At 70.3% G+C, this 23,967-nt stretch carries 24 protein-coding genes; 4 read left to right on the top strand and 20 right to left on the bottom strand.

From position 1 onward, the window contains the following. Positions 1–93 precede the first annotated feature (93 nt). From H0E82_RS16585 to H0E82_RS16500, 18 genes are all read right to left on the bottom strand, one after another. A complete protein-coding gene (locus H0E82_RS16585; RefSeq protein WP_180546541.1) occupies positions 94–726 on the bottom strand; it encodes a response regulator transcription factor in 633 nt (210 codons plus the stop codon). A 64-nt stretch (positions 727–790) separates the two neighbouring features. Then, on the bottom strand, positions 791–1,360 hold the full coding sequence (locus H0E82_RS16580) for a PilZ domain-containing protein (RefSeq protein WP_180546540.1): 570 nt from the start codon (positions 1,358–1,360) through the stop codon (positions 791–793). Then, a complete protein-coding gene (locus H0E82_RS16575) occupies positions 1,357–1,659 on the bottom strand; it encodes a hypothetical protein (protein WP_180546539.1) in 303 nt (100 codons plus the stop codon). Before H0E82_RS16575 ends, H0E82_RS16580 begins: the two co-directional genes overlap by 4 nt. Further along, positions 1,656–2,072, bottom strand: coding sequence for a flagellar export chaperone FliS (gene fliS, locus H0E82_RS16570; protein WP_180546538.1), 417 nt, complete (start codon positions 2,070–2,072; stop codon positions 1,656–1,658). The genes H0E82_RS16575 and fliS overlap by 4 nt, the downstream gene beginning before the upstream one ends. Positions 2,073–2,083: 11 nt before the next feature. Continuing rightward, on the bottom strand, positions 2,084–3,490 hold the full coding sequence (gene fliD, locus H0E82_RS16565; protein ID WP_180546537.1) for a flagellar filament capping protein FliD: 1,407 nt from the start codon (positions 3,488–3,490) through the stop codon (positions 2,084–2,086). Positions 3,491–3,804: 314 nt separating this feature from the next. Further along, positions 3,805–4,989, bottom strand: a complete 1,185-nt coding sequence (locus H0E82_RS16560; RefSeq protein ID WP_180546624.1) for a flagellin — start codon at positions 4,987–4,989, stop codon at positions 3,805–3,807. A 691-nt stretch (positions 4,990–5,680) separates the two neighbouring features. Beyond that, positions 5,681–6,883 carry a flagellar hook-associated protein FlgL gene (flgL, locus tag H0E82_RS16555; protein ID WP_180546536.1) on the bottom strand — a complete coding sequence of 401 codons (1,203 nt, stop codon included), beginning with the start codon at positions 6,881–6,883 and terminating at the stop codon, positions 5,681–5,683. After that, a complete protein-coding gene (gene flgK, locus H0E82_RS16550) occupies positions 6,880–8,757 on the bottom strand; it encodes a flagellar hook-associated protein FlgK (protein ID WP_180546535.1) in 1,878 nt (625 codons plus the stop codon). The genes flgL and flgK overlap by 4 nt, the downstream gene beginning before the upstream one ends. Positions 8,758–8,765: 8 nt before the next feature. Further along, complete coding sequence (gene flgJ, locus H0E82_RS16545; protein ID WP_180546534.1) at positions 8,766–9,944, bottom strand: flagellar assembly peptidoglycan hydrolase FlgJ; 1,179 nt, start codon at positions 9,942–9,944, stop codon at positions 8,766–8,768. A gap of 1 nt (position 9,945) precedes the next feature. After that, positions 9,946–11,067: a flagellar basal body P-ring protein FlgI gene (locus H0E82_RS16540; RefSeq protein ID WP_180546533.1), complete on the bottom strand. Its 1,122-nt coding sequence runs from the start codon at positions 11,065–11,067 to the stop codon at positions 9,946–9,948. A 20-nt stretch (positions 11,068–11,087) separates the two neighbouring features. Then, entirely contained in the window at positions 11,088–11,786 is a 699-nt protein-coding gene (flgH, locus tag H0E82_RS16535; protein ID WP_180546532.1) for a flagellar basal body L-ring protein FlgH, read from the bottom strand. An 8-nt stretch (positions 11,787–11,794) separates the two neighbouring features. Then, the gene (gene flgG, locus H0E82_RS16530; RefSeq protein ID WP_180546531.1) at positions 11,795–12,580 is read right to left on the bottom strand and encodes a flagellar basal-body rod protein FlgG; all 786 of its coding nucleotides are present in this window, start codon (positions 12,578–12,580) and stop codon (positions 11,795–11,797) included. Between the two features lie 416 nt (positions 12,581–12,996). Beyond that, complete coding sequence (locus tag H0E82_RS16525; protein WP_180546530.1) at positions 12,997–13,746, bottom strand: flagellar basal body rod protein FlgF; 750 nt, start codon at positions 13,744–13,746, stop codon at positions 12,997–12,999. Between the two features lie 130 nt (positions 13,747–13,876). Then, the gene (gene flgE / locus H0E82_RS16520) at positions 13,877–15,100 is read right to left on the bottom strand and encodes a flagellar hook protein FlgE (RefSeq protein WP_180546529.1); all 1,224 of its coding nucleotides are present in this window, start codon (positions 15,098–15,100) and stop codon (positions 13,877–13,879) included. Positions 15,101–15,158: 58 nt separating this feature from the next. After that, complete coding sequence (locus H0E82_RS16515; protein WP_180546528.1) at positions 15,159–15,827, bottom strand: flagellar hook capping FlgD N-terminal domain-containing protein; 669 nt, start codon at positions 15,825–15,827, stop codon at positions 15,159–15,161. A 31-nt stretch (positions 15,828–15,858) separates the two neighbouring features. Continuing rightward, positions 15,859–16,266 carry a flagellar basal body rod protein FlgC gene (gene flgC, locus H0E82_RS16510; protein ID WP_180546527.1) on the bottom strand — a complete coding sequence of 136 codons (408 nt, stop codon included), beginning with the start codon at positions 16,264–16,266 and terminating at the stop codon, positions 15,859–15,861. Between the two features lie 3 nt (positions 16,267–16,269). Continuing rightward, complete coding sequence (gene flgB, locus H0E82_RS16505; RefSeq protein ID WP_180546526.1) at positions 16,270–16,677, bottom strand: flagellar basal body rod protein FlgB; 408 nt, start codon at positions 16,675–16,677, stop codon at positions 16,270–16,272. A gap of 294 nt (positions 16,678–16,971) precedes the next feature. After that, a complete protein-coding gene (locus tag H0E82_RS16500) occupies positions 16,972–17,931 on the bottom strand; it encodes a chemotaxis protein (RefSeq protein ID WP_180546525.1) in 960 nt (319 codons plus the stop codon). 228 nt (positions 17,932–18,159) lie between these two features. Here H0E82_RS16500 and flgA point away from each other — a divergent pair, with 228 nt between their 5' ends. The 4 genes from flgA to H0E82_RS16480 all read left to right on the top strand — a co-directional run bounded on the left by flgA (position 18,160) and on the right by H0E82_RS16480 (position 20,850). Continuing rightward, positions 18,160–18,846, top strand: coding sequence for a flagellar basal body P-ring formation chaperone FlgA (gene flgA / locus H0E82_RS16495; protein ID WP_180546524.1), 687 nt, complete (start codon positions 18,160–18,162; stop codon positions 18,844–18,846). A gap of 91 nt (positions 18,847–18,937) precedes the next feature. Further along, positions 18,938–19,252 (top strand): flagellar biosynthesis anti-sigma factor FlgM, encoded by a 315-nt coding sequence (flgM, locus tag H0E82_RS16490; RefSeq protein WP_180546523.1) that lies wholly within the window; start codon positions 18,938–18,940, stop codon positions 19,250–19,252. After that, positions 19,252–19,587, top strand: a complete 336-nt coding sequence (locus H0E82_RS16485) for a flagellar protein FlgN (RefSeq protein ID WP_180546522.1) — start codon at positions 19,252–19,254, stop codon at positions 19,585–19,587. Before flgM ends, H0E82_RS16485 begins: the two co-directional genes overlap by 1 nt. Before the next feature lie 93 nt (positions 19,588–19,680). Then, a complete protein-coding gene (locus tag H0E82_RS16480; RefSeq protein ID WP_180546521.1) occupies positions 19,681–20,850 on the top strand; it encodes an ATP-binding protein in 1,170 nt (389 codons plus the stop codon). A 1-nt stretch (position 20,851) separates the two neighbouring features. Here H0E82_RS16480 and H0E82_RS16475 read toward each other — a convergent pair whose 3' ends face one another. Continuing rightward, positions 20,852–22,576, bottom strand: coding sequence for an EAL domain-containing protein (locus H0E82_RS16475; protein ID WP_180546520.1), 1,725 nt, complete (start codon positions 22,574–22,576; stop codon positions 20,852–20,854). A 9-nt stretch (positions 22,577–22,585) separates the two neighbouring features. After that, entirely contained in the window at positions 22,586–23,848 is a 1,263-nt protein-coding gene (locus H0E82_RS16470; protein WP_180546519.1) for a PAS domain-containing sensor histidine kinase, read from the bottom strand. Positions 23,849–23,967: the final 119 nt, after the last annotated feature.

Genomic DNA, 23,967 nt, shown 5'->3' with positions numbered 1-23,967 from the left:
GTTTCCCACGATCGCCGGGGCGTGCCCGACCGCTGTCGGGGTTTCCCCGACACCCGTGCCCCGCCGGCTGCGGCGGTTTTCTGTCGGCGCCCCTCAGGGCCCGCTGCGCCCCTGTCGTGCAGCCAGCAGGACCAGTTCGTTCGCCCGCCGGCAGCCCAGCACTTCCATCATCCGGGCGCGGTGGGTTTCCACCGTCTTGACGCTGATGTCGAGCGCGACCCCGATCTCCTTGCTGCTCAGGCCGCGTCCGATCATGTCGAGAATCTGCCGCTGGCGGTTCGACAACGCGTCGACGCCGGTGGTCTTGGCCCGTCCGAAGAGCGGCGCCATCATCTTCGAAGACAGCCGCGGGCTCAGGAACACCTCGCCGCCGATCGCGGTCCGCAGGGCGAGTTCGAGCTCCAGGGGCGCGGCGTCCTTGACCACGAAGCCCGCGGCGCCGCGTTCCAGTGCGCTGCGCACGTGCTGCGCGTCGTCGTGCATCGACATGATCAGCACGCGCGTGGCCGGGAGTTCGGCATGGATCGACGCCATCGCCTCGATGCCGCTGCGTCCGGGGAGCGAGAGGTCCATCAGCACGAGGTCGGGCCGGTGGATCAGGGCGAGGTCGAGCGCCTCGTCGGCCCGGCTGGCCTCGGCGCAGACGTCGACACCGGCGAAGCCCTGCAGCAGACGGGCCAGGCCGGCCCGCACCAGGGTGTGGTCGTCGACGATCAGCACTCGCACCAGCAGCTCGCTCCGGCAGGCCGGGCGGACCCGGTGGACCCAAGGATACGCCAGCCGCCCGCGCTCAGCGCCGGCGCTGCTCGGCGACCTCGCGCCGATGCAGCCGGAACAGGTGCCGGTCCAGCGCCTCGACGAGGTCGGCACGCAGCCCCACGAACGCGAGCCACAGCCGTGTCCCGCCGTCGATCGGCTGGCGCGCGATCACCCGTGCGGGCAGCTCGAGGTGATCGGGAATCCACTCCGCCGGCTGCAGGCGCACCAGCACGCCCGCCTCGGGCTCGAGTGCCACGGCGGACTCGAGATCGACGCGCAGCCCCGCGGCCGACCAGCGTAGCGGACGTTCGGGCAGGCCGTCGGCGCGCATCGCCAGGCGCCCGACCAGGGCGAGGATCAGGTCCAGCTTGGCGTCCATGCGCTGGGCGAGCAGCGGCAGGTCGCCGTGCTCCTCGACGCCTTCCTCCTTGCGCAGGTCCTCGATCTGGGCGAGGCCATGGAGCAGGGTCACGGCCTGGGTCTGCCGGCCCGGGCCATCGGACCGTGCCACGTGCACCGGCAGGACCAGCGAGCAGTCGAGACTGTCGCCGAACAGCAGCGCGTCGGCGGGATCTTCGTTCACGGGTGGCGCCGTGGTCATGGCGTTGTCTCCGCACTGGTGTAGGCGCGCGAGGCGTTGCCCTGACGATACGCCTGACGCAGCGCCTCGCCGATGGCCTGCTGTTTGCCGCGCATCTGCAGCAGCACCTCGTTCTGCATCCGCAGCAGCGCGCGCAGCCCGTCGACGGGGGTATCCGGCGCGGTGCGCTCGATGTAGCGGCGCAGCGAGGCGTCGTATTCGGCCATCCGCTCGGCGGCTTCCGCCAGCTCGCCCGCCTCGACCGCGCTGCCGAGTGCCGACAGCTGGGCTTCGAGCGCCGGCTGCCCTGCGTCGCTCACGCGTGCGCTCCGACGCTCTCCGCCGCCACGCAGGCCGGACGGATCGCGGTCCAGGCCGCATCAATCTCGCCGAGCAGCTCGAGCGACTCGCGCAGCGCGTCGGGGTCGTTGTGGAGATTGCCTTCGGTCAGGCGCCGGAGCACGTAGTCGTACAGCGACGCCAGGTTAGCCGCGATCTCGCCGCCGGCCTCGTGGTCCAGCGAGCCGCCGAGATGCCCGACGATGGCGCAGGCCTCCCCGATGGCCTTGCCCTTGCGCGCCTGGTCGCCGCGCTCGATACAGGCTTCCGCCAGTCGGATGCGTTCGCACGCGCCCGAGAGCAGCAGTGCGACGAGCTTGTGCGGATCGGCGTCCATGACCGCGCCTTCGAGCTGGCTCTGGCGGTACTCCTGGGCGTAGTGGCGGGGGATCATCGTGGGAACTCCTAGCGATTGCTGGTCTGCGCCGAGAGCGCGGCGAGCTGCTGCGCCAGCGCGGTACTGGTCGAGGTCATCTGCGCCATCAGCGAATCGAGCGCGACGAACTGGGTGCGGTAACGCTTGGCGGCCGCGTCCATGCGCGTGTCCAGGGCCTCGCGCTGGCGGCCGATGTCTTTGAGCTGGGCATTGAGGCCCTTGTCGCGCAGGGTGAACGCGCCGTCGGGACCGACGTAGTTCTTGACCACGTCGTTGAGCTTCGCCGCCAGGCCGGATTCATCGGTGAGCGCCGCGATGACTTTCGCCGGGTTGGCAGCCATCGCCTCGTTGAACTTGCCGGCATCCAGCACCAGGCTGCCGTCGGGATTCGGGAAGCCCTGCGTCTGCAGACCCAGGGTCTTGGCGTCGAGCCCCTGTTCGGCGAGGCCGCCGAGCAGGTCGTTCATCACGTTGCGCAGCTGGGACGCCGCGCCGCGCATCTGCGCATCGCCCGTGAGCGAGGAAGGCGTCTTGGTTTCCGCGTTGTAGCTGGTGGCACTGCCGATCGCCTTGAGCGCGGCGTTGTAGGCCTTGACGAAGCCGTCGACCGCGGCGCGGCTGCCGGCGGGGTCGGTCTTGACCTCGACCCGGCTGACGCCGGTCTGCCGCAGTGCCAGGCTCATGCCGGGCACCGCGTCGGTGATGGTATTGGTGGCCGACGTGGTCAGCAGGCCGTCGATCGACACCCGCGCATCGGCTGCTGGCGACTGTTCCGCGAGTCCTTCGACCAGGGCCTGCAGGTCGGCGCCGCCCTCGACAACCGCGATGCTGATGGCATTGGCCGCTCCGGTCTTGGCGCTGCCGAGCGAGAGATGCTGGCCCGCGTCCGAGGTCAGCACCGCGGCCTGCAGGCCGTACTTGCCTGCGGCGTCGTTGATGGCGCCACGGATGTCTGCGAGCGTCGCACCGGCCTTGACCGCGACATCGATCGAATCCCCGCCGATGGCGACGCGCAGCGTGCCGACGCCGAAGGTCGTGCCGACCGCGTTGCCGGCGCCGAGCAGTTTGTGCGCCGTCGCCAGCGCGTGGACGTCGACCTGGTAACTGCCGACCGGCGTATTGCGTCCGGCGGTGGGTGTGAGCACGGCATCGGCCGTGCCGGTGACCGGGGCGCCATTGCCCAGCGAGAGCATGGTCGAGCTGACGGTCCGGGCGCCGAGGGCATCGACCTTCTGCAGGCCGTCGAGTGCGGTCTTGAGTGCATTGAAGGCGGAGGACACGCTGCCGACACCCGACAACTTGAACTTGGTTCCCGACTCCAGAGTATTGAGCCGCTTGTTCTGCGGCGCGCGGTCGGCGGCGACCAGCTGATTGACGATCGTGCTGATGTCGAGGCCCGATCCGATGCCGCCGTACCCGAATGAATAATCCGCCATCTGTCGTCTCCTGACCGGGAACCGCCCGGCGTGCCGCGCACGGCGGCTCCTCGTTTAACGGCACGACGCCGTGGTTCTTGAGGCTGCAAGATATGTGCCGGGGCGAGCGGCTTGGGGGGCGCGTGACCGACGCGGGCCGGCTCGGACGCGGCTGCTATCGCGCGCTCCAGACGGCCTGGAACGAGCCGAGCACTGTCTCAGCAATGTCCGGGGCGCGCCTGATGCACAGTGCGCCCCAAAAAAAAACCCCCGGCAGGACCGGGGGCTTCGAAGCGCCGGGAACGCGCAGGGCGCTCCCGGATGCTGCGCAGGACTCAGCGCAGCAGGCTGAGCACGTTCTGCGGCAGCTGGTTGGCCTGGGCCAGCATCGCCGTGCCGGCCTGCTGCAGGACCTGCGAACGCGACAGCTCGGCGGTCTCCTTGGCGAAGTCGGTGTCCATGATCCGGCTGCGCGAGGCCGACAGGTTCTCCGAGGAGGTCTGCAGGTTGGCGACGACCGAGCTGAAGCGGTTCTGCACCGCACCGAGGTCTGCGCGCGAGGAGTTGACCGCCTTCAGCGCCGCGTCCATCGCCAGGATCATCCGGTCCGCGTTGGCGGCCGTGGTCACGTCTTCGTTGGCGAAGCCGGTCTGTGCGCCGCCGACGACCTGCGCCGCGGTGACGTTGCCGTTGGCGACGCCGCTCGACGCGGTACCCGCCGCGGTGGCCACGATCTCGATGTCGGCCGAGGAGGAGAGCACGACCCCGTCACCGTCGTCGTTCAGCGCAGCCGTGACACCGGTGATATTCGCGCTGTTGATCGCGGCCACCACGCGGCCCGCCTGGTTGGCAGCGGTTTCGTCAGCACTGGAAGCCGCCAGCAGAACGTTCGTGCCGTTGATGACCAGGTCGCCCGTACCGATCTGGGCGAAGGTCGCACCACCGGTGCGGTCGGTCAGCGCGGCACCCGTGCCGGTCGCAACGTTGGTCGTCGGCGCGGTCCACGTGCCCAGGGCAGCGGTGTTGGCGTTGGCGATCGAGTCGACGGTGATCGTCTGGCCCTGGTTCGCGCCGACCTGGAAGGCCTGGGCAGAGAAGCGCCCGTCGAGCAGCTTTGTGCCGTTGAACTCGGTCTGCTCCGAAACGCGCTGGATCTCGGCCTTCAGCTGGGTGACTTCGGCGTTGAGCGCTTCGCGGTCGGAAGAGGAGTTCGTGGCGTTGCGCGACTGGACGGCCAGCTCACGGATGCGCTGCAGGTTGTTGCCGATCTCGCCCAGGGCGCCTTCAGCGGTCTGCGCCAGCGAGATGCCGTCGTTGGCATTGCGGGCAGCCTGGTTCATGCCGCGGATCTGCGTGGTGAAACGCTCGGAGATCGCGAGGCCGGCGGCGTCGTCCTTGGCGCTGTTGATGCGCTGGCCCGAGGACAGGCGCTGGATCGAGGTCGACAGGCTGGCCGAGTTGGTGGCCAGGTTGCGCTGGGCGTTGAGCGAGATGGTGTTGGTGTTGATGACGGACATGATGCAGGTCTCCTGGTATGGGGAATCCGGCGCGGGAACAGGGCCTGGCCGGTGGCTCCGCAGGGAGTTGCCGTTGTTGCGGCCCTGTCCTCTGCTGTAACCAATAACGGCGTCTCGTCGTCAAGCTTTAATGCTGTATTGCCGGCGATTCGCAGTCCGTCTCCGGACCGAATGCATTAACGGCAGCATGCGGCGGGGGTTGAGCGCGCAGGCGGCGTGTGTCTGCAGTCCGCCCTTCGCGACTCACCTTGCGTTGATGCGTCTGCCGATACGCGAGTGATCGATCAGACGCCGATGCGGCCACACGGATGGATGTACTCGCCGTCTGCGCGTCTGCATGTCTGCGCCGTGTCGGACTGTATCGGCACGTGCGCCGCGCACGCAGCGCACGACAGCGCGTCGACGCTCGCGTTTCGTGCGTCGAACGTCGGGGGCGACGCGCGGACTGTCAGCGGGCCGGATCGGGTCGCGTCGACGCGGCGGGATATGCCGGCATTGCGGCCGGGCATCGCACGTGCGTCGCGCGCGGACGCCGTGCAGTCAGAGCACGCGCCTTGCGAGCGTGTCCGTGCGTGAAGGTAGGATGCGCGTCGATGCGGCTGCCCGAGGCGGCCGGGAAATGCGCCGATGTGCTCCGATGCATCGAATGCCTTGGAATCGACGCATTGCGCGTGCGTCGGTCCGGGCGCGGGGCTCAGCGCAGCAGGTCGAACAGCGACAGACGCTGCATCTGCACGAAGCTCAGCTGCGCGGCTTCGACCGCGACCTTCTCGAGGTTGAACCGGCTGATCGCCTCGGCGTAGTCCAGATCGCGCAGTCCGGAAAGCGTGCTCTCGAGGGTCAGCGACTGCGAATCGCGCAGCGCGGCCGCATTGTCGAGCGCACCGAGCTGCGCGCCGCCGTTGGCGCGCACATCGATCAGGTGGTCCTGCGCGGTGGCGATGTCGCGCATCGCGCCCTGCAGCGCGTTCTGCTGCGCTGCACGTTGCGCGTCGGTGGTCGGCTGCATGTTGAGTGCGCCGATCAGGCGATCGATCGTCGCGAACATGTCGCGCGTGCCGGCGGGGGCGAGGGTGAAGACGTCGCCGTCGGCCGGTGCCCCGCCGATGACCACACGTGCACCGTTGACGGTGATCGCGTCGCCGCTGGCATGCACCCCGCTGCCGATGCTCACACCCGCGTCGTCGAGAACGTCGTAGGCCCCGCCGGCGCCGAACGTGATCCTGTATCGGCCGCCGTCCCATTGCCCGGAATCGGCCACGCCGAAGCTGCCGACGAGACCGGTGCCGGTGTTCGCCGGGTCCGCAGCCGCGTCGAGCCGGCCGTCCCCGGTACGCACGCGCAGGAACACCTCGCTGCCGGGCATGGTGTCGGCGACGAACAGCTGCGGTGCGACCTCGACCTGGCGACGCGTCTGGTCGCCTGCATAGCTCACCCCGCCGGCCACTCGCGCGAATGGGGCCGTGCCGTCCTGCGTGCCGCCGAACAGATAGCGCCCGGCGCCGTCCGGGCTGTTGGCGATGTCGATCAGGTTCGCACGCAGGCTGGTGATCTCGGTGGCGATCGCCTTGCGGTCCTCGTTGGACAGCGAGGCGCTGTTGGCACGTACCGTGAGCTCGGTGATCCGGCCCATCACGCCGCCCGCCTGGGTGAGCGCGGCCTCCTGCATGCCGAGCCGATGGCTGACCGCGTTGGCATTGGCACCGAAGCGCTCCAGCTCGGCGACGGCGCGATCCAGACCCACCGCGGCACCGGCGCCGACCGGATCGTCCTTCGCCGTGAGCAGCTTCTTGCCGGTCGTGAGCTCGTTGTTGATGCGCGCGAGCGAGGCCTGCTTGGCCTGCAGCGTCGAGATCGACTGCTGGTAGAGCATGCCGGTGGAGATGCGGTTGGTCATCGGCGGACGGCTCCGAGCAGCGACTGGAACAGGGTGTCGGCGGTGGAGATGATCTGCGCTGCGGCCTGGTAGGCCTGCTGCAGTCGCAGCATGTTCGCGGCCTCTTCGTCGAGGTTCACGCCGGAGATGCTCTCGCGTGCCGCCTCGGCCTGGGCGTGCAGGGCGGCCTGGGCCTCGGCGGCGTACCCGGCCTGGCGTGCGGCCGAGCCGACCGCCGTGGTCAGGCCCTGGATCGCACCGTTGAGGGTGAGCGAACCGCCGTTGAGCGCCGCCCGGTCGTCGAAGCCCGCGAGCAGCGCGGCATTGCCGTTGTCGCTGGACCCGGAGCCGGTCGGCCCCATGCTGAAGCTGTCGCCGGCCGAGGGGATACCGTCGAGCACGAACGACCAGCCGTTGGCACTGATGGTCATGCCGGGGGTGTAGGGGAACGGCCCGTCGCCGTCGACCATGTACTGGTCGCCGTCGAGGAACTCCACCGTGGACGGCGCACGCAGGGCAGGATCGGCTGCATCCACCACACGCACGCTGCCGGGTCGCGCACTGCCGAGATTGCCGAGCGTGGCCTTGACCTGGACCGGGGTGGCAGCGGCGATCCGCCCCGGATCGGTGATCGCGACGGACAGTCCGCGCGCGGCCTGCGCCGTCGGCTGGAGCAGGAAGCGGTCGCCTTCCTGCGCCGCGCCCGAGACGTTCACCGCCAGGCCACCCACGCGCAGCGGATCGCCGGACGCCCCGGTGCCGGTCAGCGGCACGGCGACGCCGGTCGCGGCATCGGCCGCGGTCCAGGCGCCGCTGCGGAACTGCAGCACCACGTTGCGGCCGTCGACCGCGGCCAGATCGGCCACCGCGGCCGACATCGTGGCCGTGCCGGCATTGCCGGAATGCGGGTTCACCCCGGGCGGCGCGAGGTTGAAGAAGGGGCCACCCATGTCGCCGTACTGGTCCATGCCGGCCGCGTGGCCGGCATTGAAAGTGGTGCCGAGTGCGAGCGCGACCCGGCCCAGCTCCGACTCGGTCGGCGCAAGCACCTGGTCGCGGAATTCGAGCAGGCCGCCGATCTTGCCGCCCATCACCCGCTCGTCGATGCGCACGGTCTGCCCCTGGGTCTGCAGGGCGAGCTGGCGGCGCTCCGGACGGTAGGGATCGGCGACCGTGGTTAGCGTCGAGGCCTGGATGCCGACGACGAGGGCCTGGCCGCCGGCCGAGAACACGTTCATGGCGCCGCCGTCCTGCTGCACGGCGCTGCCGCCGGTCAGCCCGACCAGGTCGCGGATCATCCGCTCGCGCCGGTCGAGAAGATCGGGCGGCGCGGTCTGCGCATTCCCGATGCGTCCGTTGAGCTGGGCGATCTCGCTCGACAGCCGGTTCACTTCGGCCGCGCTGGCGGCGAGGCCGGCATCGACCTCGCCCGAGAGGCGGTCGAACTGGCCCTGCAACTGCTGGAAACGGCCGGTCATCGCATTGGCCTGGCCGAGCATGTTCTGGCGCTCGGCGGGCGCCGAGGCGCTCGATGACAGCGCGCTCACCGAATCGAAGAAGTTGGACCACACGCCGGCGATGCCGGTGGTCGATTCGGACATCAGCCGGTCCACGCGACCCGACAGCGAGGCGAGCTGCTCGAGCCGTGCCAGCTCGCCGCTGCTGTCGATCAGCCGCGCATTGGCCAGATCGTCGGCCACCCGGCGCACGTCGACGATCTGGGTGCCGCGGCCGACGTAACCGGCGCCGGTGAACTGCGGCGAACGGGCTTCGAAATCGACACGCTGCCGGCTGTAGCCCGGCGTGTTGATGTTGGCGACGTTGTGGCTGACCGTCGACAGCGCCCGCTGGAAGGCGATCAGCGCGCTGGTACCGGTGGAGAGGATATTGGCCATGCGCGCACTCAGCGACGGAGGAGGGCCTGGGCCGCGCGTTCGGCGGCCTCGGCGACGGTGTTCACGGGCGGTGCGGCCGGTGCGCGCTGCGGCGCTGCCGCGCTCGCGTACTGGGCGATCGTCGACAGCGCACGACCCAGGGTGGGCCCGTTGGCGATCGCGCTGAGCTTGTCGGCATAGCGCGGGTCGGTGGCATAGCCGGCCTGCTGCAGGGCAGTGGCGAAGCGGCGCACGTCGCCGCCCGACTCCAGCGCCTGGCGGTAGCGGGGGTTCTGCTTCAGCAGGCGCACGTAGTCGGCGAAGCTCTCGGCCGGCGAGGCGTAGGCGCGGAAGTCGGCGCGCTCGGTGTGGCGCACGCCGTTGGTGTACTCGTGGGTGTTGACGGTGGCGCGCTCGCCTTTCCAGCCGGTGGCCTTGATGCCGAACAGATTGTTCGCGGTGCTGCCGTCGCCGCGCGAGATGGTGCGCCGGCCCCAGCCGGTCTCGAGCGCGGCCTGGGCCACCAGGGCCTTCGCGTCGACACCCAGTTCGCGCGCCGCCGCCTGTGCATGCGACCAGATGGACGCGACGAAGCGCTCCGGCGAGCGGGGGGCGAAACTGTCCGCCGCGGCGCGCGAGGCCTGTTCGAGCGCGGCCGGTGCCTGGATCGCCGCACTTGCGGCCGTGCGTGCGATACCGGTCGCGGCATCGGCCAGCGGTCGCGCCCGGCTGACCAGGCCGTCGATGAAGCCGTCCATCGGCGAACGGGTGCCCATCTCGCCCGTGCCGCCCTGGGACATCGGCCGCCCGGCGATCAGGTCCAGCGTCTGCGCGCCGAGGGCTTCGGGCAGGGCGCTCATCCCCGCGCCACCCGTCATCTCGACGGCTTCGGGCAACGCCATCGGTGGCGTGAGGCGCGGGTCGAGGTCCGGGCCTTCGGTGGCGCCACCGCCCAGCTGGCGTGCGATGACCTTGGCCAGGCCGAGGCCCTCGCCGTCGGTCATCGATTTCGCCAGGCGCTGGTCGTACAGATCGCGATAGAGCTGGTTCTCGCCGGGAAACAGCGCATCGCCGAAGCTGGCGTCGCGCATGCTCTTGATCAGCATCTGCGCGAACACGCCTTCGAACTCGCGCGCGGCCTTGTCGATGCGCGCGGCATCGGGGCGCTGGGCGGGGTTGAGCTCGATCGGGGCGGCGGCGATGCGCATGTCAGATGACCTCGAGCTCCGCGCGCAGCGCACCGGCCTGCTTCAGCGCTTCGAGAATCGCGATCAGATCGCCCGGCGCCGCGCCCACGGCGTTGACCGCGCGCACGATCTCGTCCAGCGACGAGCCGCCGGCGAACTTGAACATCCGGCTGCCGCCCTGGTCCACCGAGACGTCCGAGCGCGGCGTGACCACCGACGCGCCGCGGCCGAAGGCCTCCGGCTGGCTCACGTCGAGATTCTCGGTGATGGTCACGCTGAGCGAACCGTGGGCGATCGCCGCCGGCAGCACCCGCACCTGGGCGCCCATGACCACGGTGCCGGTGCGCGAATTGACGATGACCTTGGCCGGCGCGGTGCCCGGCGAGACCTGCACGTTTTCCACTTCGGCCAGGAAGCCGATGCGTGCGCCGGGGTCGTAGGGCGCGCGCACGGCCACCGTGACACCGTCGACGGCGCGCGCGGTGCCGGGGCCGAAGCGCGCGTCGAGCGCGCTGACCATGCTCGAGATCGTGCTGAAGTCGGCGCGATTGAGGTTCAGCGTGAGCTCGCCGCTGTCGCCGAAGCCGCCGGCGACCTCGCGCTCGACCATGGCGCCATTGGGAATCCGGCCGACGCTCGGCACGTTGACCGACACACGCGAGCCGTCCCGGCCCTGGGCGCCGAAGCCGCCGACCACGAGGCTGCCCTGGGCCACCGCGTAGACCTGCCCGTCGGCCCCCTTCAGGGGGGCCATCAGCAGGGTGCCGCCACGCAGCGACACGGCGTTGGCGATCGACGAGACGGTGATGTCGATGGTCTGTCCGGGCTTGGCGAACGGCGGCAGCTCGGCGTGGATCGCCACGGCCGCCACGTTCTTGACCTGCGGGTTCACGTTGGCCGGCACGGTCACGCCCAGCTCGTTGAGCATGTTGCGCAGGCTCTGCACGGTGAAGGGCGCCTGGCTGGTGCGGTCGCCACTGCCGTCGAGGCCGACGACGAGGCCGTAGCCGACCAGCGCATTGCCGCGCACGCCGCCGACCGAGGCGAGGTCCTTGATGCGTTCCTGGGCGAGGGCGGGCGTGGCCAGGGCGGCGATCGCCAGGGCGGCGACCGGCAGCAGGCGGAGCAGGGTGAGACGGCGCATGGGCGGAGTCCGGTGGAGGCTCAGTAGGGATACAGGCGCGAATGGAAGAACCGGCCGAGCCAGCCCATCGCGTTGGATTGCGCGATCGCGCCCCGGCCGCCGTAGACGATGCGCGCATCGCCCACCCGGCTCGAGATCACGGTGTTGTCGGGACCGATGTCCGCCGGCCGCACGATGCCCTGCACCTGGACCAGCTCGTTGCCCTGGTTGAGACGGATCTGCTTGCTGCCTTCCACCACCAGGTTGCCGTTGGGCAGGCGCTGGACCACGGTCACCGTGACGCTGCCCTGCAGCCGGTTGCTCTGCGCACTGCTGCCGCTGGCGTCGAAGTCGCGGCTGCCGCTGGCCGACGCGCTGAGCACGTCGCGGCCACCGATGGTCACCGGAGCGCCGAACACCCGCGGCACGCCGATGTCGATGCTGCTCTCCTTGCCCATCTGGGTGCTGGCGTTGGTCTGCGCGGTGGTGTTCTCGACCAGCTGGATGGTCAGCAGGTCGCCGACATCGCGCGCGCGGCGGTCGGCGAACAGCGACATGCCGCTGCTGCCACCGCCCTGGTAGATCGCACCGGGCGAGGCCTGCGCGGGCAGGGCGACGACGGGCTGGATCGGTGCCATCGCGGGGTAGGGGCGGACATCGCCCGCGGCGACGCAGCCGGCCAGGAGGGCAGGCAATGCGATCGCGACGAGGGTCGGGACGGAGCGGACGGGACGGGTCATCGCAGTGCTCAGACGTTGTTGTTGAGGTAGCCCAGCATCGAATCGGTCGTCGAGATGGCCTTGGCATTCATTTCGTAGGCGCGCTGGGTCTCGATCATGCTCACCAGCTCCTCGACCACGTTGACGTTGCTGCCTTCCAGCGCGCCCTGTTCCAGCATGCCCAGGCCGTTGAGGCCGGGGGTGCCGCTCTGGGCGGGGCCGGAGGCCGTGGTCTCGAGGTAGAGGTTCTCGCCGCGGGCCTGCAGGCCCGCCGGGTTGATGAAGTCGGTGACGGTCAGCGAGCCGATCTCCAGCGCCTGCGCCTCGCCGGCGACCTGCACGCTGACCGTGCCGTCCTTGCCGATCGTCACCGCCTGCGCGCCCTCGGGCACCTGGATGCCGGGCTGCACCGGAAAGCCGCTGCTGGTGACCAGTTCGCCCTGGGCGTTGATCTGGAAACTGCCGTCGCGGGTGTAGGCCGACGTACCGTCGGGCATCAGCACCTCGAAGAAGCCGCGGCCATTGACCATCACGTCGAGCGCCCGGCCGGTCTGCTGGGGATTGCCCTGCTGGAAATCCTTGGAGGTCGACACCACCCGCACGCCGGTACCGAGCTGCAGGCCGGTCGGCAGCTGGGTCTGCGCCGAACTCGAGCCGCCGGGCTGGCGCACCTGCTGGTACAGCAGGTCCTCGAAGTTGGCGCGGTCGCGCTTGAAGCCGGTGGTATTGGTGTTGGCGAGATTGTTGGAGACCACCGACATGCGCGTCTGCTGCGCATCCAGTCCGGTCTTGGCCACCCACAGCGCCTGGTTCATCGGTCGGTCCTCGGTCCGGGCGCACCCGGCGCCGTCGTCCTGGGAGATGCAATCGGTGTGCCACGATTCCGGAACGGGCCGGTAGGCGGGATTCCGGCGGGATTCCGGCGGGCACGTCCGGTCGGGCGAGGACGCCGACGGGCGTGCCGCCGGACGTCGGCCGGGGCGAAACCGCGTCGCGGGGCGCGCTCCGGGCGACGGAACCGTCCAACCGGCGCAGCCAGAGCGAGGACCGGGACGGCCGGGCCGAGCGTGCGCACACGGCGACAGGACCGGTCGTTCCGGGCGCGGGGGCGACGGAGCCGGCAATGCGGGTTCGGGCGGACAGGTGCGTGGGTGCGCCCGGTCGTGCGCGGATGCGTGCAGCCGTCGCGCGCGTGCGTGCGGGCGCCGGCATTCCGGCGCCGGCGGCCGGCTCAGCCGCCCAGGCGCAGCAGGCTGTTCGCCGACTGGGCGTTGTCGTCGCCCCGCTGGATGAGCTTGACCTGCATTTCGAACTGGCGCTGCAGCTGGATCATCTGCACGAGCGCGCCGGCGGCGTCGACGTTGCTGGTTTCCAGCGTGCCGGTCGCCATGACCTCGCCCGGCGCCTGGGCGAAGGCCTGCTGGGGATCGGTATTGCGCATCAGGCCGTCGAGGCCGCGCGCGAGCCGCTCGGGCGTGGCTTCGACCACGCGCAGGCGGCCGATCACGGCCATCGTCTGCGGCCCTTCGCCCAGCGGCACGATGGACACCGTTCCGTCATGGCCGATGTCCAGCGCCTGGTGCGGCGGCAGTGCGAACGGCTGGCCGTTCTCGTCGACCAGCGGGTGTCCGCCCGCCGTCACCAGTTGACCGTTGGGGGTCAGCGACAGGTTTCCGGCGCGCGTGTAGGCCTCGCCGCCGTCCGGCGCCTGCACCGCCAGCCACCGGTCCGGACGCATCGACACGTCCAGCGGATTGCCGGTGACGCGTTGTGCGCCGACGCGGCTGTTGAAGCCCTGGTCCACGTGCATCGCGTCGATCCGCGACGCGTGCGTGCCCCCCGGGATGCGGTAGGACATGGTGTTGGCCAGCGCCGCCTTGAAGCCCGCCGTATCGGCATTCGCGAGGTTGTGCGAAACCGTGCCCTGCGCCTGGAGCGTGGCGCGGGCGCCGGTCATCGCGACGTAGAGGGCTTTGTCCATAGGGCGGTCGTTCGTGATTGGTGGGCGGTGATTCGAGGGGGCAGGCGCGCGCGACCGGCTGCAGGTGGATCACGGCGACCGCTCGGGCCGCCGCGTCTCCCGTCACGGATCACGAATCACCCGCCACGGCTCAGCGAATGTTGATGACCGTCTGCGTGACCTGGTCCTGGGTCGAGATCATCTGCGCGTTGGCCTGGAAGTTGCGCTGGGCGACGATCATGTTGACCAGCTGCTCGGTCAGGTCGACGGTCGAGGATTCCAGCGCGCCGGCCTGGATCTGGCCGAAATCCGAACTGTCGGGCGCACCCGTGCGCCCCGCGCCGGAGCTGTAGGTCTCGGCCCAGACATTGTTGCCTTGCGGCTGCAGGCCCTGCGGGTTGACGAAGGTGGTCAGCGCGATCTGGCCCAGCGCGGTGTCGGCGCCGTTGGAGTAGCGCGCGAACACCACGCCCTCGGAGGAGATGCTGATCTCGTTGAGCTTGCCCGCCGCGTAGCCGTCCTGACGCGTGTCACGCAGCTGGAAGCGCTCGCCGTACTGGGTGGACCCGGTGAGGTCCAGACCCAGGTTGAGCACGCCCGCGCCGTTGGCGGGGGTGAACGGATCCAGCGCGATGCGGCCGTCGGCCGGGGCGAGCAGGGCGCCGCTGTCGGAGAACTGCAGCGTCACCGGGGCGCCGACGCTGGCGCCGTCGACGTAGTTGTGCACCTGCCACTCGTTGGGATTGGCGGTCTTGACCAGGTACGAGGTCTGCACGTGGCCGACGCCGAGCGAGTCGAACACCGTAATGCCGCCGGTGGAGGCGTTGTAGCTGTTGGGCTCGGCGGGATCGAAGGTCGCCAGCGCCGGCGGCTGCGCGTTGCCGGGCAGGGTGAACATCAGGTTGACCCGGCTGCTGGGCCGCGGCGGGCTGTCGGTGGTCAGCAGCTGCAGGTCGCCGACGCGGCCGACATCGAAGCCGTCGCCGTTGGTGCGCGGCGGGTAGACCTGCAGGCGGGCGCCTTCCGGCGTGCCCACGAACCCCTGGGCGTCGGTCTGGAAGTTGCCGGCGCGGCTGTACACGCGTGCGCCGTTCTTGTTGAGGGTGAAGAAGCCCTCGCCGTCGATGGCCATGTCCAGGCTGCGCCCGGTGGGATCGATGTTGCCTTGGGAGAACTGCTGGGCGACGTTGCTGAGCTTCACGCCCGAGCCGATCGCATTGCGCGCCAGGCCGTAGGAGCTGTTGGAGAACAGGTCGGCGAACTCCGCCCGCGACTCCTTGAAGCCGGTCGTGTTGACGTTGGCGATGTTGTTCGCGGTGACGTTGAGATTGGCGTTGGCTGCGTTGATGCCGGACAGCGAGGTGTTGAAGCTCATGGCGGACTCCGTGAGGTCGTGCGCGGAAAAGGATTCGGGAAAGAACGGGAAAGCCGGCTCAACCGACGCGCAGCACATGGCTGAGCGGCGCGGTCCCCAGGCCTTCGAGGTCGAGGTAGAGGCCGTCGGACCCCACCGAGACGCTTTCCACCTTCCCGCGCACATAGGTGGTCAGGCTGGTGGTGGTGCCGGTTTCGGTGACGTGCCGGGCGGAGATGCCATAGGCGCCTGGCGGCAGCTTCTCGCCGGCCGTGTTGGTGCCGTCCCAGGCGAACGCCACCTCGCCGGCGGCCTTCGCCGGCACCGTGAACTGGCGCACCGGCAGCCCGTTGGCGTCGGTCACCTCGAAGGTCACCATGCCGGCACCCGGTGCGGCCACGATGCCGCCGGCATCGCCCGAGGCGGGCAGTGCGACGCGGGAGGAGGGCAGCAGCACGTCGCGTCCGACCATCGTGGCGCCGCGCAGCAGCTGGTCGGTCGCCATCGAGCCGGCAAAGCCGTTGACGGTGGCGTTGAGGCCCTGGATGCCCTGGACGGTAGAGAACTGGGCCAGCTGGCCGAGAAACGCGCTGTTCTCCATCGGCTTGAGCGGATCCTGATGTTTGAGCTGCTCGGTCATCAGGCGGAGAAAGTCCGCCTGGCCGAGCGATTCGGCCTTCTTGTCGGCGGCCTTCGGCGCGCCGGCGAGACCGAGGCTGCTGGTGATGTCGTTGGCGATGCTGCTCATCGGATGGGGCTCACGTGGCGGGGCGGTGGGCTCAGCGGCCCATGCTGAGGGTGGCCATCGCCAGTTCCTTGGCGGTGTTGAGCATTTCCACGCCCGCCTGGTAGCTGCGCGAGGCGGAGATCATGTTGACCATCTGCGAGACCGGATCGACGTCGGGTGCGTAGACGTAGCCCTGCTCGTCGGCCAGCGGATGGCCGGGCTCGTAGCGCTGGATCGGCGGGGTGTCGCGCTCGACGATGCCCGCGATCTGCACATTGGTGAGAGCGGGATCACTGCGATGCGCAGTGGCCCGGAACACGGGTTCCAGTGGCCGGTAGACCTGCTCCGGCGAGCCGGCGACTGAATCGGCATTGGCCAGGTTGCTGGCGAGCGTGCTCAGGCGTACCGACTGGGCGTGCAGCGCGGAACCCGCGACGTCGAAGATCGGAAGATTGCTCATGGCTTACTGGCCTGTGATGGCGGTCAGGAGGGTGCGCACGCGCGACTCGAGGAAGCTCAGTGAGGCGCGGTATTCGAGCGCGGCACGACCGTAGGCGGCCCGTTCGGCGTCCGGATCGACGGTATTGCCGTCGAGGGTCGCCTGGCTGGCGATGCGCGCGACCTCGAACGGCTGCAGGGAATCGGCGCCCGGCAGCGGAATGTGGTTGCCGCGCTCCCGCGTCGCCGCAACGGGGCCGGCCTCGCGCACCCGCGCGGCATTGGCCAGCGCGGCGTTGAAGTCGAGATCGCGCGCCTGGTAGCCGGGCGTGTCGGCATTGGCCAGGTTGCTGGCGATCAGCTTCATGCGCTGCTCGCGCAACGGCAGGGCGTCGGCCTGCAGCCCGAGATAGGACGAGATGGGATTGGACATCGGCGCCTCCGCCAGACCTGTGCGGAAGGCGGTGCAAGCGGCGTGCCAGAACCGTCGGAGCCGCGGCGCGATGCCGGTGCCACCGCCTTGCAAGGGGCGTGCACGCGACGGTGCAGACCGTTGATCCTCGACCCGGAGCGGCCGGGAGCCCCGTCCGACTCCGCGCACGCCACGGTCAGTCGTGGGCGACGATCAAGCCCGGGCCTCGCCGGGCACTCCGGATGCGGTCACGCGGTCATGCGGCGATGGAATTCAGCGGCGTGGGCGGCGGCCGCACCCGATCGCGTCGCGGCGTCAGGCGTGCGCCAGCTGCCCGCCGGCGGCCTCGGCGACTTCGCTCAGGCGGCGAAGCACCTCGTCGGCCAGATCGTGGGGACTGTACTTGGCGACGAAGGCGTCGGCGCCCACGCTCTGCACCATCGAGTTGTTGAACACGCCCGACAGCGAGGTGTGCAGCAGGACGAACAGGTCGGCCAGTCCCGGATGCCGACGGATTTCCGTCGTCAGCGTATAGCCGTCCATCGCCGGCATCTCGATGTCCGACACCACCATCGCATAGCGCTGCGACGGCGGCTCGCCGGCGGCGTGCAGCTGCAGCAGATGATCGAGGGCCTGGCGGCCGTCCGACAGCAGGGTCACGCCGACCCCCAGCTGGTCGAGTACACTGCGGATCTGCTGGCGGGCCACGCGCGAGTCGTCGACCACCAGCACCTGCATCGGCGGCGCGCCGTCCGGCAGCGCGTATTCGGGCGACAGGTCGGCATCCATCCGTGCCTGCGAGATGTCGGCCAGCACGCTTTCGACGTCGATCACCTGGATCAGCTCGCCCTGGAAGCGGGTCACGGCCGTCAGATAGCCGCTCTCGGCGCCGAGATCCGGCGGCGGCAGGATGTCCTCGACCGCGATGTTGACGATGCGTTCGACCTCGCTGACCAGAAATCCCTGGACCGACCGGTTGAACTCGGTCACGACCAGATAGCCGGGCATCGCATCGGGGCTGCGCTCGGGGTGGCCGATGGCCAGGCCCAGGTCCAGCACCGGAACGCTGCGCCCGCGCACGTCGGCCACGCCGGCGAACTGCATCGGCAGTCCGGGCACCTGGAACAGCTGCGGCCGACGCAGCACCTCCTGCACCTTGAAGACGTTGACGCCAAAAACCTGGCGCCCCCCGAGACGGAACAGCAGGAGCGCCAGCCGGTTGTGGCCGGCGAGGCGGGTGCGTTGGTCGATGCGGTCGAGCAGATCCTGCGACATGGTCCCGGTATCGGCGCCTGCCTCGCCCACTTGAGCCCGGAGGCGACAGCCGGACGGCATGCGGCGCCGCGCGCATGGTCGCCAGGCGCCCCGGGCACCGACGTGGCACAGGTCCCGGGCGCGCGTCGTCCTGCGGCGGCGGCGACGTCCAGGCGAGACCGATGCCGCCCGGATCTCCGCGGCACGGGATTTGCATCGCTGCCCGCATCCCGTTTGCCGGACCGCTCCATGCCCATCCCGACGCGCATTTCCAGTTCCTGGCGCCAGCTGGCGCGCCGCCTCGCGGGCGGTGCGTTGCTGGTGGTCGCCACCGCATCGGCGGGGGCCACGGGCTTTCAGCCGGTGGAGTCCATCCGTGCGGCGGCGCTGTCGGTCGCCGACACCGGCGAGGAGGCCGACGCGAGCCTGGATCCGGCCCTGCGCATGCCACGCTGCGCGCAGCCGCTGCAGGCGCGCCGCTCCGGCGCGGCCACCGTGGAGGTGGCCTGTCCGGACGGTTGGCGCCTGTTCGTGCCGGTGCGCATGCGCCGTCACCAGACCGTCCTCGTGCTCGCGCGCAGTGTGGCTGCAGGCGAGCCGATCACGGCCGATAGCTTCATGACCCAGCAGCGAGACGCCGCACGGATCGCGGGCGCGGCGATCGCCGATCCCGCCGATGCGATCGGCCGCAGTGCACGGCGCACCCTGGTCGCCGGCAGCGTGTTGACGGCAGGCGATCTGGTGGCACCGCGCCTGGTGCGGCGGGGCGATACCATCGCCCTGATCTCGGGCCAGGACGGTATCGAGGTGCGGATGGCGGGGCGAGCGTTGGCCGATGCCGGCGCCCGTGAGCGCATCAGCGTCGAGAACCTGAGTTCGCGGCGGGTGGTGCAGGGCACGGTCGACGATGCCGGCAACGTGCGGGTCGGTCGTTGAGCATCTTGTTCACGATGGCCCTCAAGCTTCCCGAAGCCTGGCCGATACCGGCCATGACCCCACAGAAGACCCGCGTGTCAGGAGCTCCGACATGACCAACAGGATCGAAGGAACCGCCGCCCCCGTCAGCAGCCGCGCCCTGGGCGCGGTCGGCACGGGCCAGGTCGGCCGCGCCGGCGAACCCCGCGACAAGGCGGTCGAGGCTGCGGCCCCGGCCGACAGCCTGCGCCTGACCGGCGAAGCCACCGGCCTGCAGGCCCTGCAGCGCGATCTCGCCACCAAGCCGGCGTTCGACGAGGCCAAGGTGAACGCCCTGCGCGAGTCGATTGCGTCCGGCAGCTACAAGGTCGATGCCGAGGCGATCGCCTCACGCATGCTCGATCTGGACGCCCGGCTGGCCGGCTGATGTCTGACCCGCAGGCCAGCCTGGACCGTCTCGCTACCGCGCTCTCGGACGAGCGCGAAGCCTTGATCGGCCACGACGTGGACGCGCTGATGCGCTCCACGCGGGACAAGATCGTGGCGCTGCGCGAGCTCGAGGCCTTTCCCAGCGGCGATCTCGTCGGCCCGCTGGCCGAACTGGCCGAACTCAACCGGGCCAACGGTGCGCTGCTGGCGCGCCGTCGCCGCGAGGTCAACTGGGCCCTGCGCCATCTGGGGCGGATGGAGAGCGCGCCCGCCTACGACGCCAGCGGCCGCACCGAGACCACCCGCCGCCCGCGCGAGCTGGCGGTCGCCTGACCGCGACGGCTTAGAATCATGGGTCCACGCTCCCGGACCGCCGCCGTGACTCCGCTTTCGCCGCTTTCCGCGCCACCCGCGCCTCTCGCCGCAATGGCCCTGTCCTGCGTCGAGGAAGGGGTCTGCCTGCACGAGCCCGACGGCCGGCTGATGTACGCCAATCCCGCCGCGGAGGCGCTGCTGCGCGCCCAGCCGCGCTGGGCCGAGACCCACGGCAGGCTCGAGCACCTGGTGCCGATGCAGGCGCTGCACGACGCCCGCGCCCACGGCTGCTGGTCGGACAGCATCGCGTTCCTGTCCGGGCATACGCTGGAGGCCCGTCTGCACTGGCTCGGCGCGGACGCGGGGCGGTTCCTGCTGCTGCTGCGCGACGGCGGTGCCACGCGCAGCGAGGACGACCAGGAACTGCAGCTGCGCCACGAGGAGCTCAACGTCCGCTTCAATGCGGCCCAGGAGCAACTGCTGCAATCGGAGAAGCTGGCTTCGATCGGCCAGCTCGCCGCGGGCGTGGCACACGAGATCAACAATCCGATCGGCTACGTGCACTCCAATCTCGGCAGCCTACAGGAGTACGTCGGCAACCTGTTCGCGCTGATCGACGTGTACGAGCGCGCGATGCGCGCGCACGATCCGCATTCGATGCGCACCGAGATCGACGACACGCGCGAACGCCTCGACGTCGACTTCATCAGCCGCGACCTGCCGCAGCTGCTGACCGAATCGCGCCAGGGCATCGAGCGGGTGACCGCGATCGTCCGCGACCTGCGCGACTTCTCCCGCTCCGATCGCGAGCACGCCTGGCGCCTGGCCGACCTGCACGCGGGGCTCGACTCCACCATCAACATCGTCTGGAACGAGCTGCGCTACAAGGCCACCCTCGAGAAGGAGTACGGCACGCTGCCGATGATCGAGTGCCTGCAGTCCGAGTTGAACCAGGTCTTCATGAACCTGCTGCTCAACGCCGGCCAGGCGATCGACGAGGAAGGTGTGATTTCGGTGCGTACCGGCCACGAGCCGGGCCAGGTGTGGGTGGAAATCGCCGACACCGGCGGCGGCATCCCGGCCGAAGCGATGCAGCGCATCTTCGACCCCTTCTTCACCACAAAACCCGTCGGCAAGGGCACCGGGCTCGGCTTGTCGATCTCCTACGGCATCGTGGCCAAGCACCACGGTCGCATCGAGGTGGAGAGCACACCGCAGACCGGGAGCCGGTTCCGGGTGATCCTCCCGGTGCGTCAGCCGCAGCCGGGCGGCGACGCCTGAATCAGTCGGTGGATTCCCGCCCGCGCTGCGCCTCGTAGGTGCGGAACGCCTGGCGGATGTGCTCGCGCAGCTTGTTGTCGTCCCAGGGCTTGGTCAGGAACCGGTAGATCGCGCCGCGGTTGATCGCATCGGTCACGGTGGCGAGGTCGGTATAGCCCGAGAGCACGAGGCGGATGGTGTCGGGATAGAGCATCTTCACCCGTCCGAGAAACTCGGTGCCGTCCATCTCGGACATGCGCTGGTCGGAGAGGATCACCTGGACCTCGTTGGTCGCCAGCAGGCCGAAGGCGTCGCGCACGTTGCCGGCGGCCAGGATGCGGTAACCGTCGCGGCGGAACAGCCGCACCAGTGACCGCAACACGTTCTGTTCGTCGTCCACCAGCAGCAGCGTGCGGTCGGACTGGGTCGCGGTGAACAGCTCGGGACGCAGGTAACGCCGCCGCAGGGCCTGGCCGGCAGCCTCGGCACTCATCGGCTCGCCGAACAGGTAGCCCTGGAAATAGTCGCAGTCGGCCCGGCGCAGGAAGCCCAGCTGGGCCTCTGTCTCGACGCCGTTGGCGATCACCTTCATGCCGAGCTGGTGACCCATCGCGATCAGGGCGCGCACGATCGCGGTCTCCCGGCTGCCGGCCGGGGCGGCGCTGATGAAGCTGCGGTCGATCTTCAGGATGTCCGCCGGGTAGCGCACCAGCGCGCCGAGGCTCGCATCGCCGGTGCCGAAGTTGTCCAGGGTGACGCCGATCCCTTCATGGCGCAGCGCAGACACGGTGCGATAGACCACATCGGTGCTGTTGTGGGTGAGCACGCGCTCGTTGAGCTCGAGCACGATCGATGCCATCGGCAGGCCCGCCTGCTGCATCCGCCCGAGCAGACGATCGACGAAGTCGGGCTGCAGCAGCTGCTGGGTGGTGACGTTGGTGGCGACGAAGAAATCGTCGAAGCCCTGGTCGCGCCAGGCACGCACCTGGGCGACGACCCGGTCGAGCATCCAGTCGCCGATCTGCAGGATCACGCCGATGCGCTCGGCGGTCGGCAGGAAGCGCTCGGGCAGCAGCAGGCCCAGCACCGGCGACTGCCAGCGCACCAGGGCTTCCATGCCGATCACCCGGCCGTCGCGTGCGCTGATCTTGGGCTGGTAGCGCAGGCGGAACTCGCCATTGGGCAGCGCGTCGACGATCTGGCGCGCGATCGTGCTCTCGCTCTGCGCCCGGTCATGGATTTCGGTGGTATGCAGCTGCACCGGATCGTCCGCAGCATGCGAGGCCCGCCGCACGGCGGTCTCGGCCAGCTGCAGCAGCAGCGAGGGCTCGTCGCCGTGATGCGGGCACAGGCTGACCCCGATCTTCGCCTCCAGGAACAGCGTATAGGGCAGCACCTCGAGCGGACGCTCGATCTCCGCGATCAGCTCGCCGGCCAGCGCCTGCGCGACCTGTGCATCCGCCCCGGATTGCGCGACGGCGACGATGAACTCGTCGCTGCCGTGGCGCCAGACCTTGCCCCGGCCCGCGAGCCGGTCCTGCAGCCGGTGCCCCACGGCCTCGAGGGCCGCATCGCCCACATCGACGCCCATGTTCTGGTTGACCGATGCGAAGTGATCGATGTCCACGTGCAGCAGCATCAGCGGCGTGCCGTAGCCGGCCGCGTCGCGGATCAGCGCGGCGAGTTCGGGATGGGCGGCACCGAGGCGCGGTATCGGAGCGGGGGGAACGGCATCGGGCATGTGCATCGACCGATTCTAGCGACCGGGACCGCTCTCCGGCGGTGACGCCGGCGCCTCGACGTAGGGCAGCCAGGCCTCGATGCGCGTGCCCGTGCCGGGAGTGGAGACGATATCCAGGTGTCCGCCGATGACGTGGGCGCGTTCACGCATGATCACCAGGCCCAGACCGCGCGCGGCCCCCGGCGCGAAGCCGGCACCGTCGTCCTCGACGCACAGACCGAGACTGTCACCGAGGTCGCGCAGGCGCAGCGCCACGTGGCGCGCGCGGGCGTGCCGCATGATGTTGGTGAGCGCTTCCTGCGCGATCCGGAAGCAGGCCTGCTCGACCGCCGCGTCCGGCCGCCGCGGCAGTGCATCGATCTGCAGGGCAGGGACCAGCCCGGCGCCGCGCAGCAGCCGCTCGGCATGCCAGCGCAATGCCGCCTCGAGACCGAGCGCATCCAGCTGGGGCGGACGCAGCAGGATCGAGATGTCGCGCAGACGCTCCAGCGTCGCGTCCGCCAGCACCAGGATGTCCTCGAGGTCGTCGCGGCGCTGCTGGGCGTCGTCCTCGTCGAGCGCGGCGCTCGCGGCCATCTTCATCGCGGTCACCGACTGGCCGATGTCGTCGTGAAGTTCACGCGAGATCGCCCGGCGCTCGTCCTCCTGCAGGGTGAAGACCCGCGCGGCCAGCGCCTGCAGTTCGCGATTGCCGGCGGCCAGCTCGTCGCGCATGCGTTCGGCATCGCTCAGGTCGCGGACGATCAGCAGGACCGCCGGCCGTGCCCCGTGGGAGATTTCCGCGCTGGCCAGCGCGGCGGTGAACGATGCGCCGTCGCGGCGGCGCATGCACAGCGTCGACGGCAATGCGTCCGACTCGACGGCGGGCGCCCGGAGCCAGCGTTCGAAGGCGTCCGCGCACGCCGCGTCCACCAGATGGACGGCGTCCTCCCCGGCAAGGGCGTCGGCAGGCTGACCGAACATCGCATCGGCCGCGGGGTTCGATTGCGCGATCCGGCCGTCCACCAGCAACAGCACCCCGTCGGGCAGGCGACGCATCAGTTCGCGCAGATCCTCGCCGCGGAGTGCCGGAACATGTTCGGCGGCAAGCCCTTGTGCACGTTCCGGCGTCGGCGCGCGGCGCGTGCGCGCCCAGGTCCAGCCTGTCGCGATCGCGGTGGTCAGCAGGACCAGGAGGACCAGTGCCTCCCAGCCGGGGGTCGTCGTGCCCGCGGTCCGGGCCGCGAGGGCTGCGCCGACCAGCCAGACGATGCCCAGCGTGAAATGGAGCAGGGGCACCTGCCACCGCAATCCCGCGCGCAGCCGCCCCGGGCGGGGGCGATCCCGATGCGCGGCACCGGTTGCAGTGGTGGGTCCGGACGCCATCCCGGCGGATCTCCTTCCATGCACGTGGCCGC

Source organism: Luteimonas deserti (assembly GCF_013425765.1).
Lineage (GTDB): Bacteria > Pseudomonadota > Gammaproteobacteria > Xanthomonadales > Xanthomonadaceae > Luteimonas > Luteimonas deserti.
This window is presented reverse-complemented; position numbering and strand designations above follow the sequence as displayed.

Excerpts from the sequence above, each read along its gene's own strand:
- H0E82_RS16485 (WP_180546522.1), top strand. The coding sequence starts at position 19,252 with ATGTCTGACCCGCAGGCCAGCCTGGACCGTCTCGCTACCGCGCTCTCG.
- H0E82_RS16480 (WP_180546521.1), top strand. The coding sequence starts at position 19,681 with ATGGCCCTGTCCTGCGTCGAGGAAGGGGTCTGCCTGCACGAGCCCGAC.
- fliD (WP_180546537.1), bottom strand. The coding sequence starts at position 3,490 with ATGGCGGATTATTCATTCGGGTACGGCGGCATCGGATCGGGCCTCGAC.
- flgH (WP_180546532.1), bottom strand. The coding sequence starts at position 11,786 with ATGACCCGTCCCGTCCGCTCCGTCCCGACCCTCGTCGCGATCGCATTG.
- H0E82_RS16540 (WP_180546533.1), bottom strand. The coding sequence starts at position 11,067 with ATGCGCCGTCTCACCCTGCTCCGCCTGCTGCCGGTCGCCGCCCTGGCG.
- flgA (WP_180546524.1), top strand. The coding sequence starts at position 18,160 with ATGCCCATCCCGACGCGCATTTCCAGTTCCTGGCGCCAGCTGGCGCGC.
- H0E82_RS16515 (WP_180546528.1), bottom strand. The coding sequence starts at position 15,827 with ATGAGCAGCATCGCCAACGACATCACCAGCAGCCTCGGTCTCGCCGGC.
- flgG (WP_180546531.1), bottom strand. The coding sequence starts at position 12,580 with ATGAACCAGGCGCTGTGGGTGGCCAAGACCGGACTGGATGCGCAGCAG.
- flgE (WP_180546529.1), bottom strand. The coding sequence starts at position 15,100 with ATGAGCTTCAACACCTCGCTGTCCGGCATCAACGCAGCCAACGCCAAT.
- H0E82_RS16475 (WP_180546520.1), bottom strand. The coding sequence starts at position 22,576 with ATGCACATGCCCGATGCCGTTCCCCCCGCTCCGATACCGCGCCTCGGT.
- H0E82_RS16500 (WP_180546525.1), bottom strand. The coding sequence starts at position 17,931 with ATGTCGCAGGATCTGCTCGACCGCATCGACCAACGCACCCGCCTCGCC.
- flgC (WP_180546527.1), bottom strand. The coding sequence starts at position 16,266 with ATGAGCAATCTTCCGATCTTCGACGTCGCGGGTTCCGCGCTGCACGCC.
- H0E82_RS16580 (WP_180546540.1), bottom strand. The coding sequence starts at position 1,360 with ATGACCACGGCGCCACCCGTGAACGAAGATCCCGCCGACGCGCTGCTG.
- fliS (WP_180546538.1), bottom strand. The coding sequence starts at position 2,072 with ATGATCCCCCGCCACTACGCCCAGGAGTACCGCCAGAGCCAGCTCGAA.
- flgK (WP_180546535.1), bottom strand. The coding sequence starts at position 8,757 with ATGGCCAATATCCTCTCCACCGGTACCAGCGCGCTGATCGCCTTCCAG.
- H0E82_RS16525 (WP_180546530.1), bottom strand. The coding sequence starts at position 13,746 with ATGGACAAAGCCCTCTACGTCGCGATGACCGGCGCCCGCGCCACGCTC.
- flgM (WP_180546523.1), top strand. The coding sequence starts at position 18,938 with ATGACCAACAGGATCGAAGGAACCGCCGCCCCCGTCAGCAGCCGCGCC.
- flgB (WP_180546526.1), bottom strand. The coding sequence starts at position 16,677 with ATGTCCAATCCCATCTCGTCCTATCTCGGGCTGCAGGCCGACGCCCTG.
- flgJ (WP_180546534.1), bottom strand. The coding sequence starts at position 9,944 with ATGCGCATCGCCGCCGCCCCGATCGAGCTCAACCCCGCCCAGCGCCCC.
- flgL (WP_180546536.1), bottom strand. The coding sequence starts at position 6,883 with ATGACCAACCGCATCTCCACCGGCATGCTCTACCAGCAGTCGATCTCG.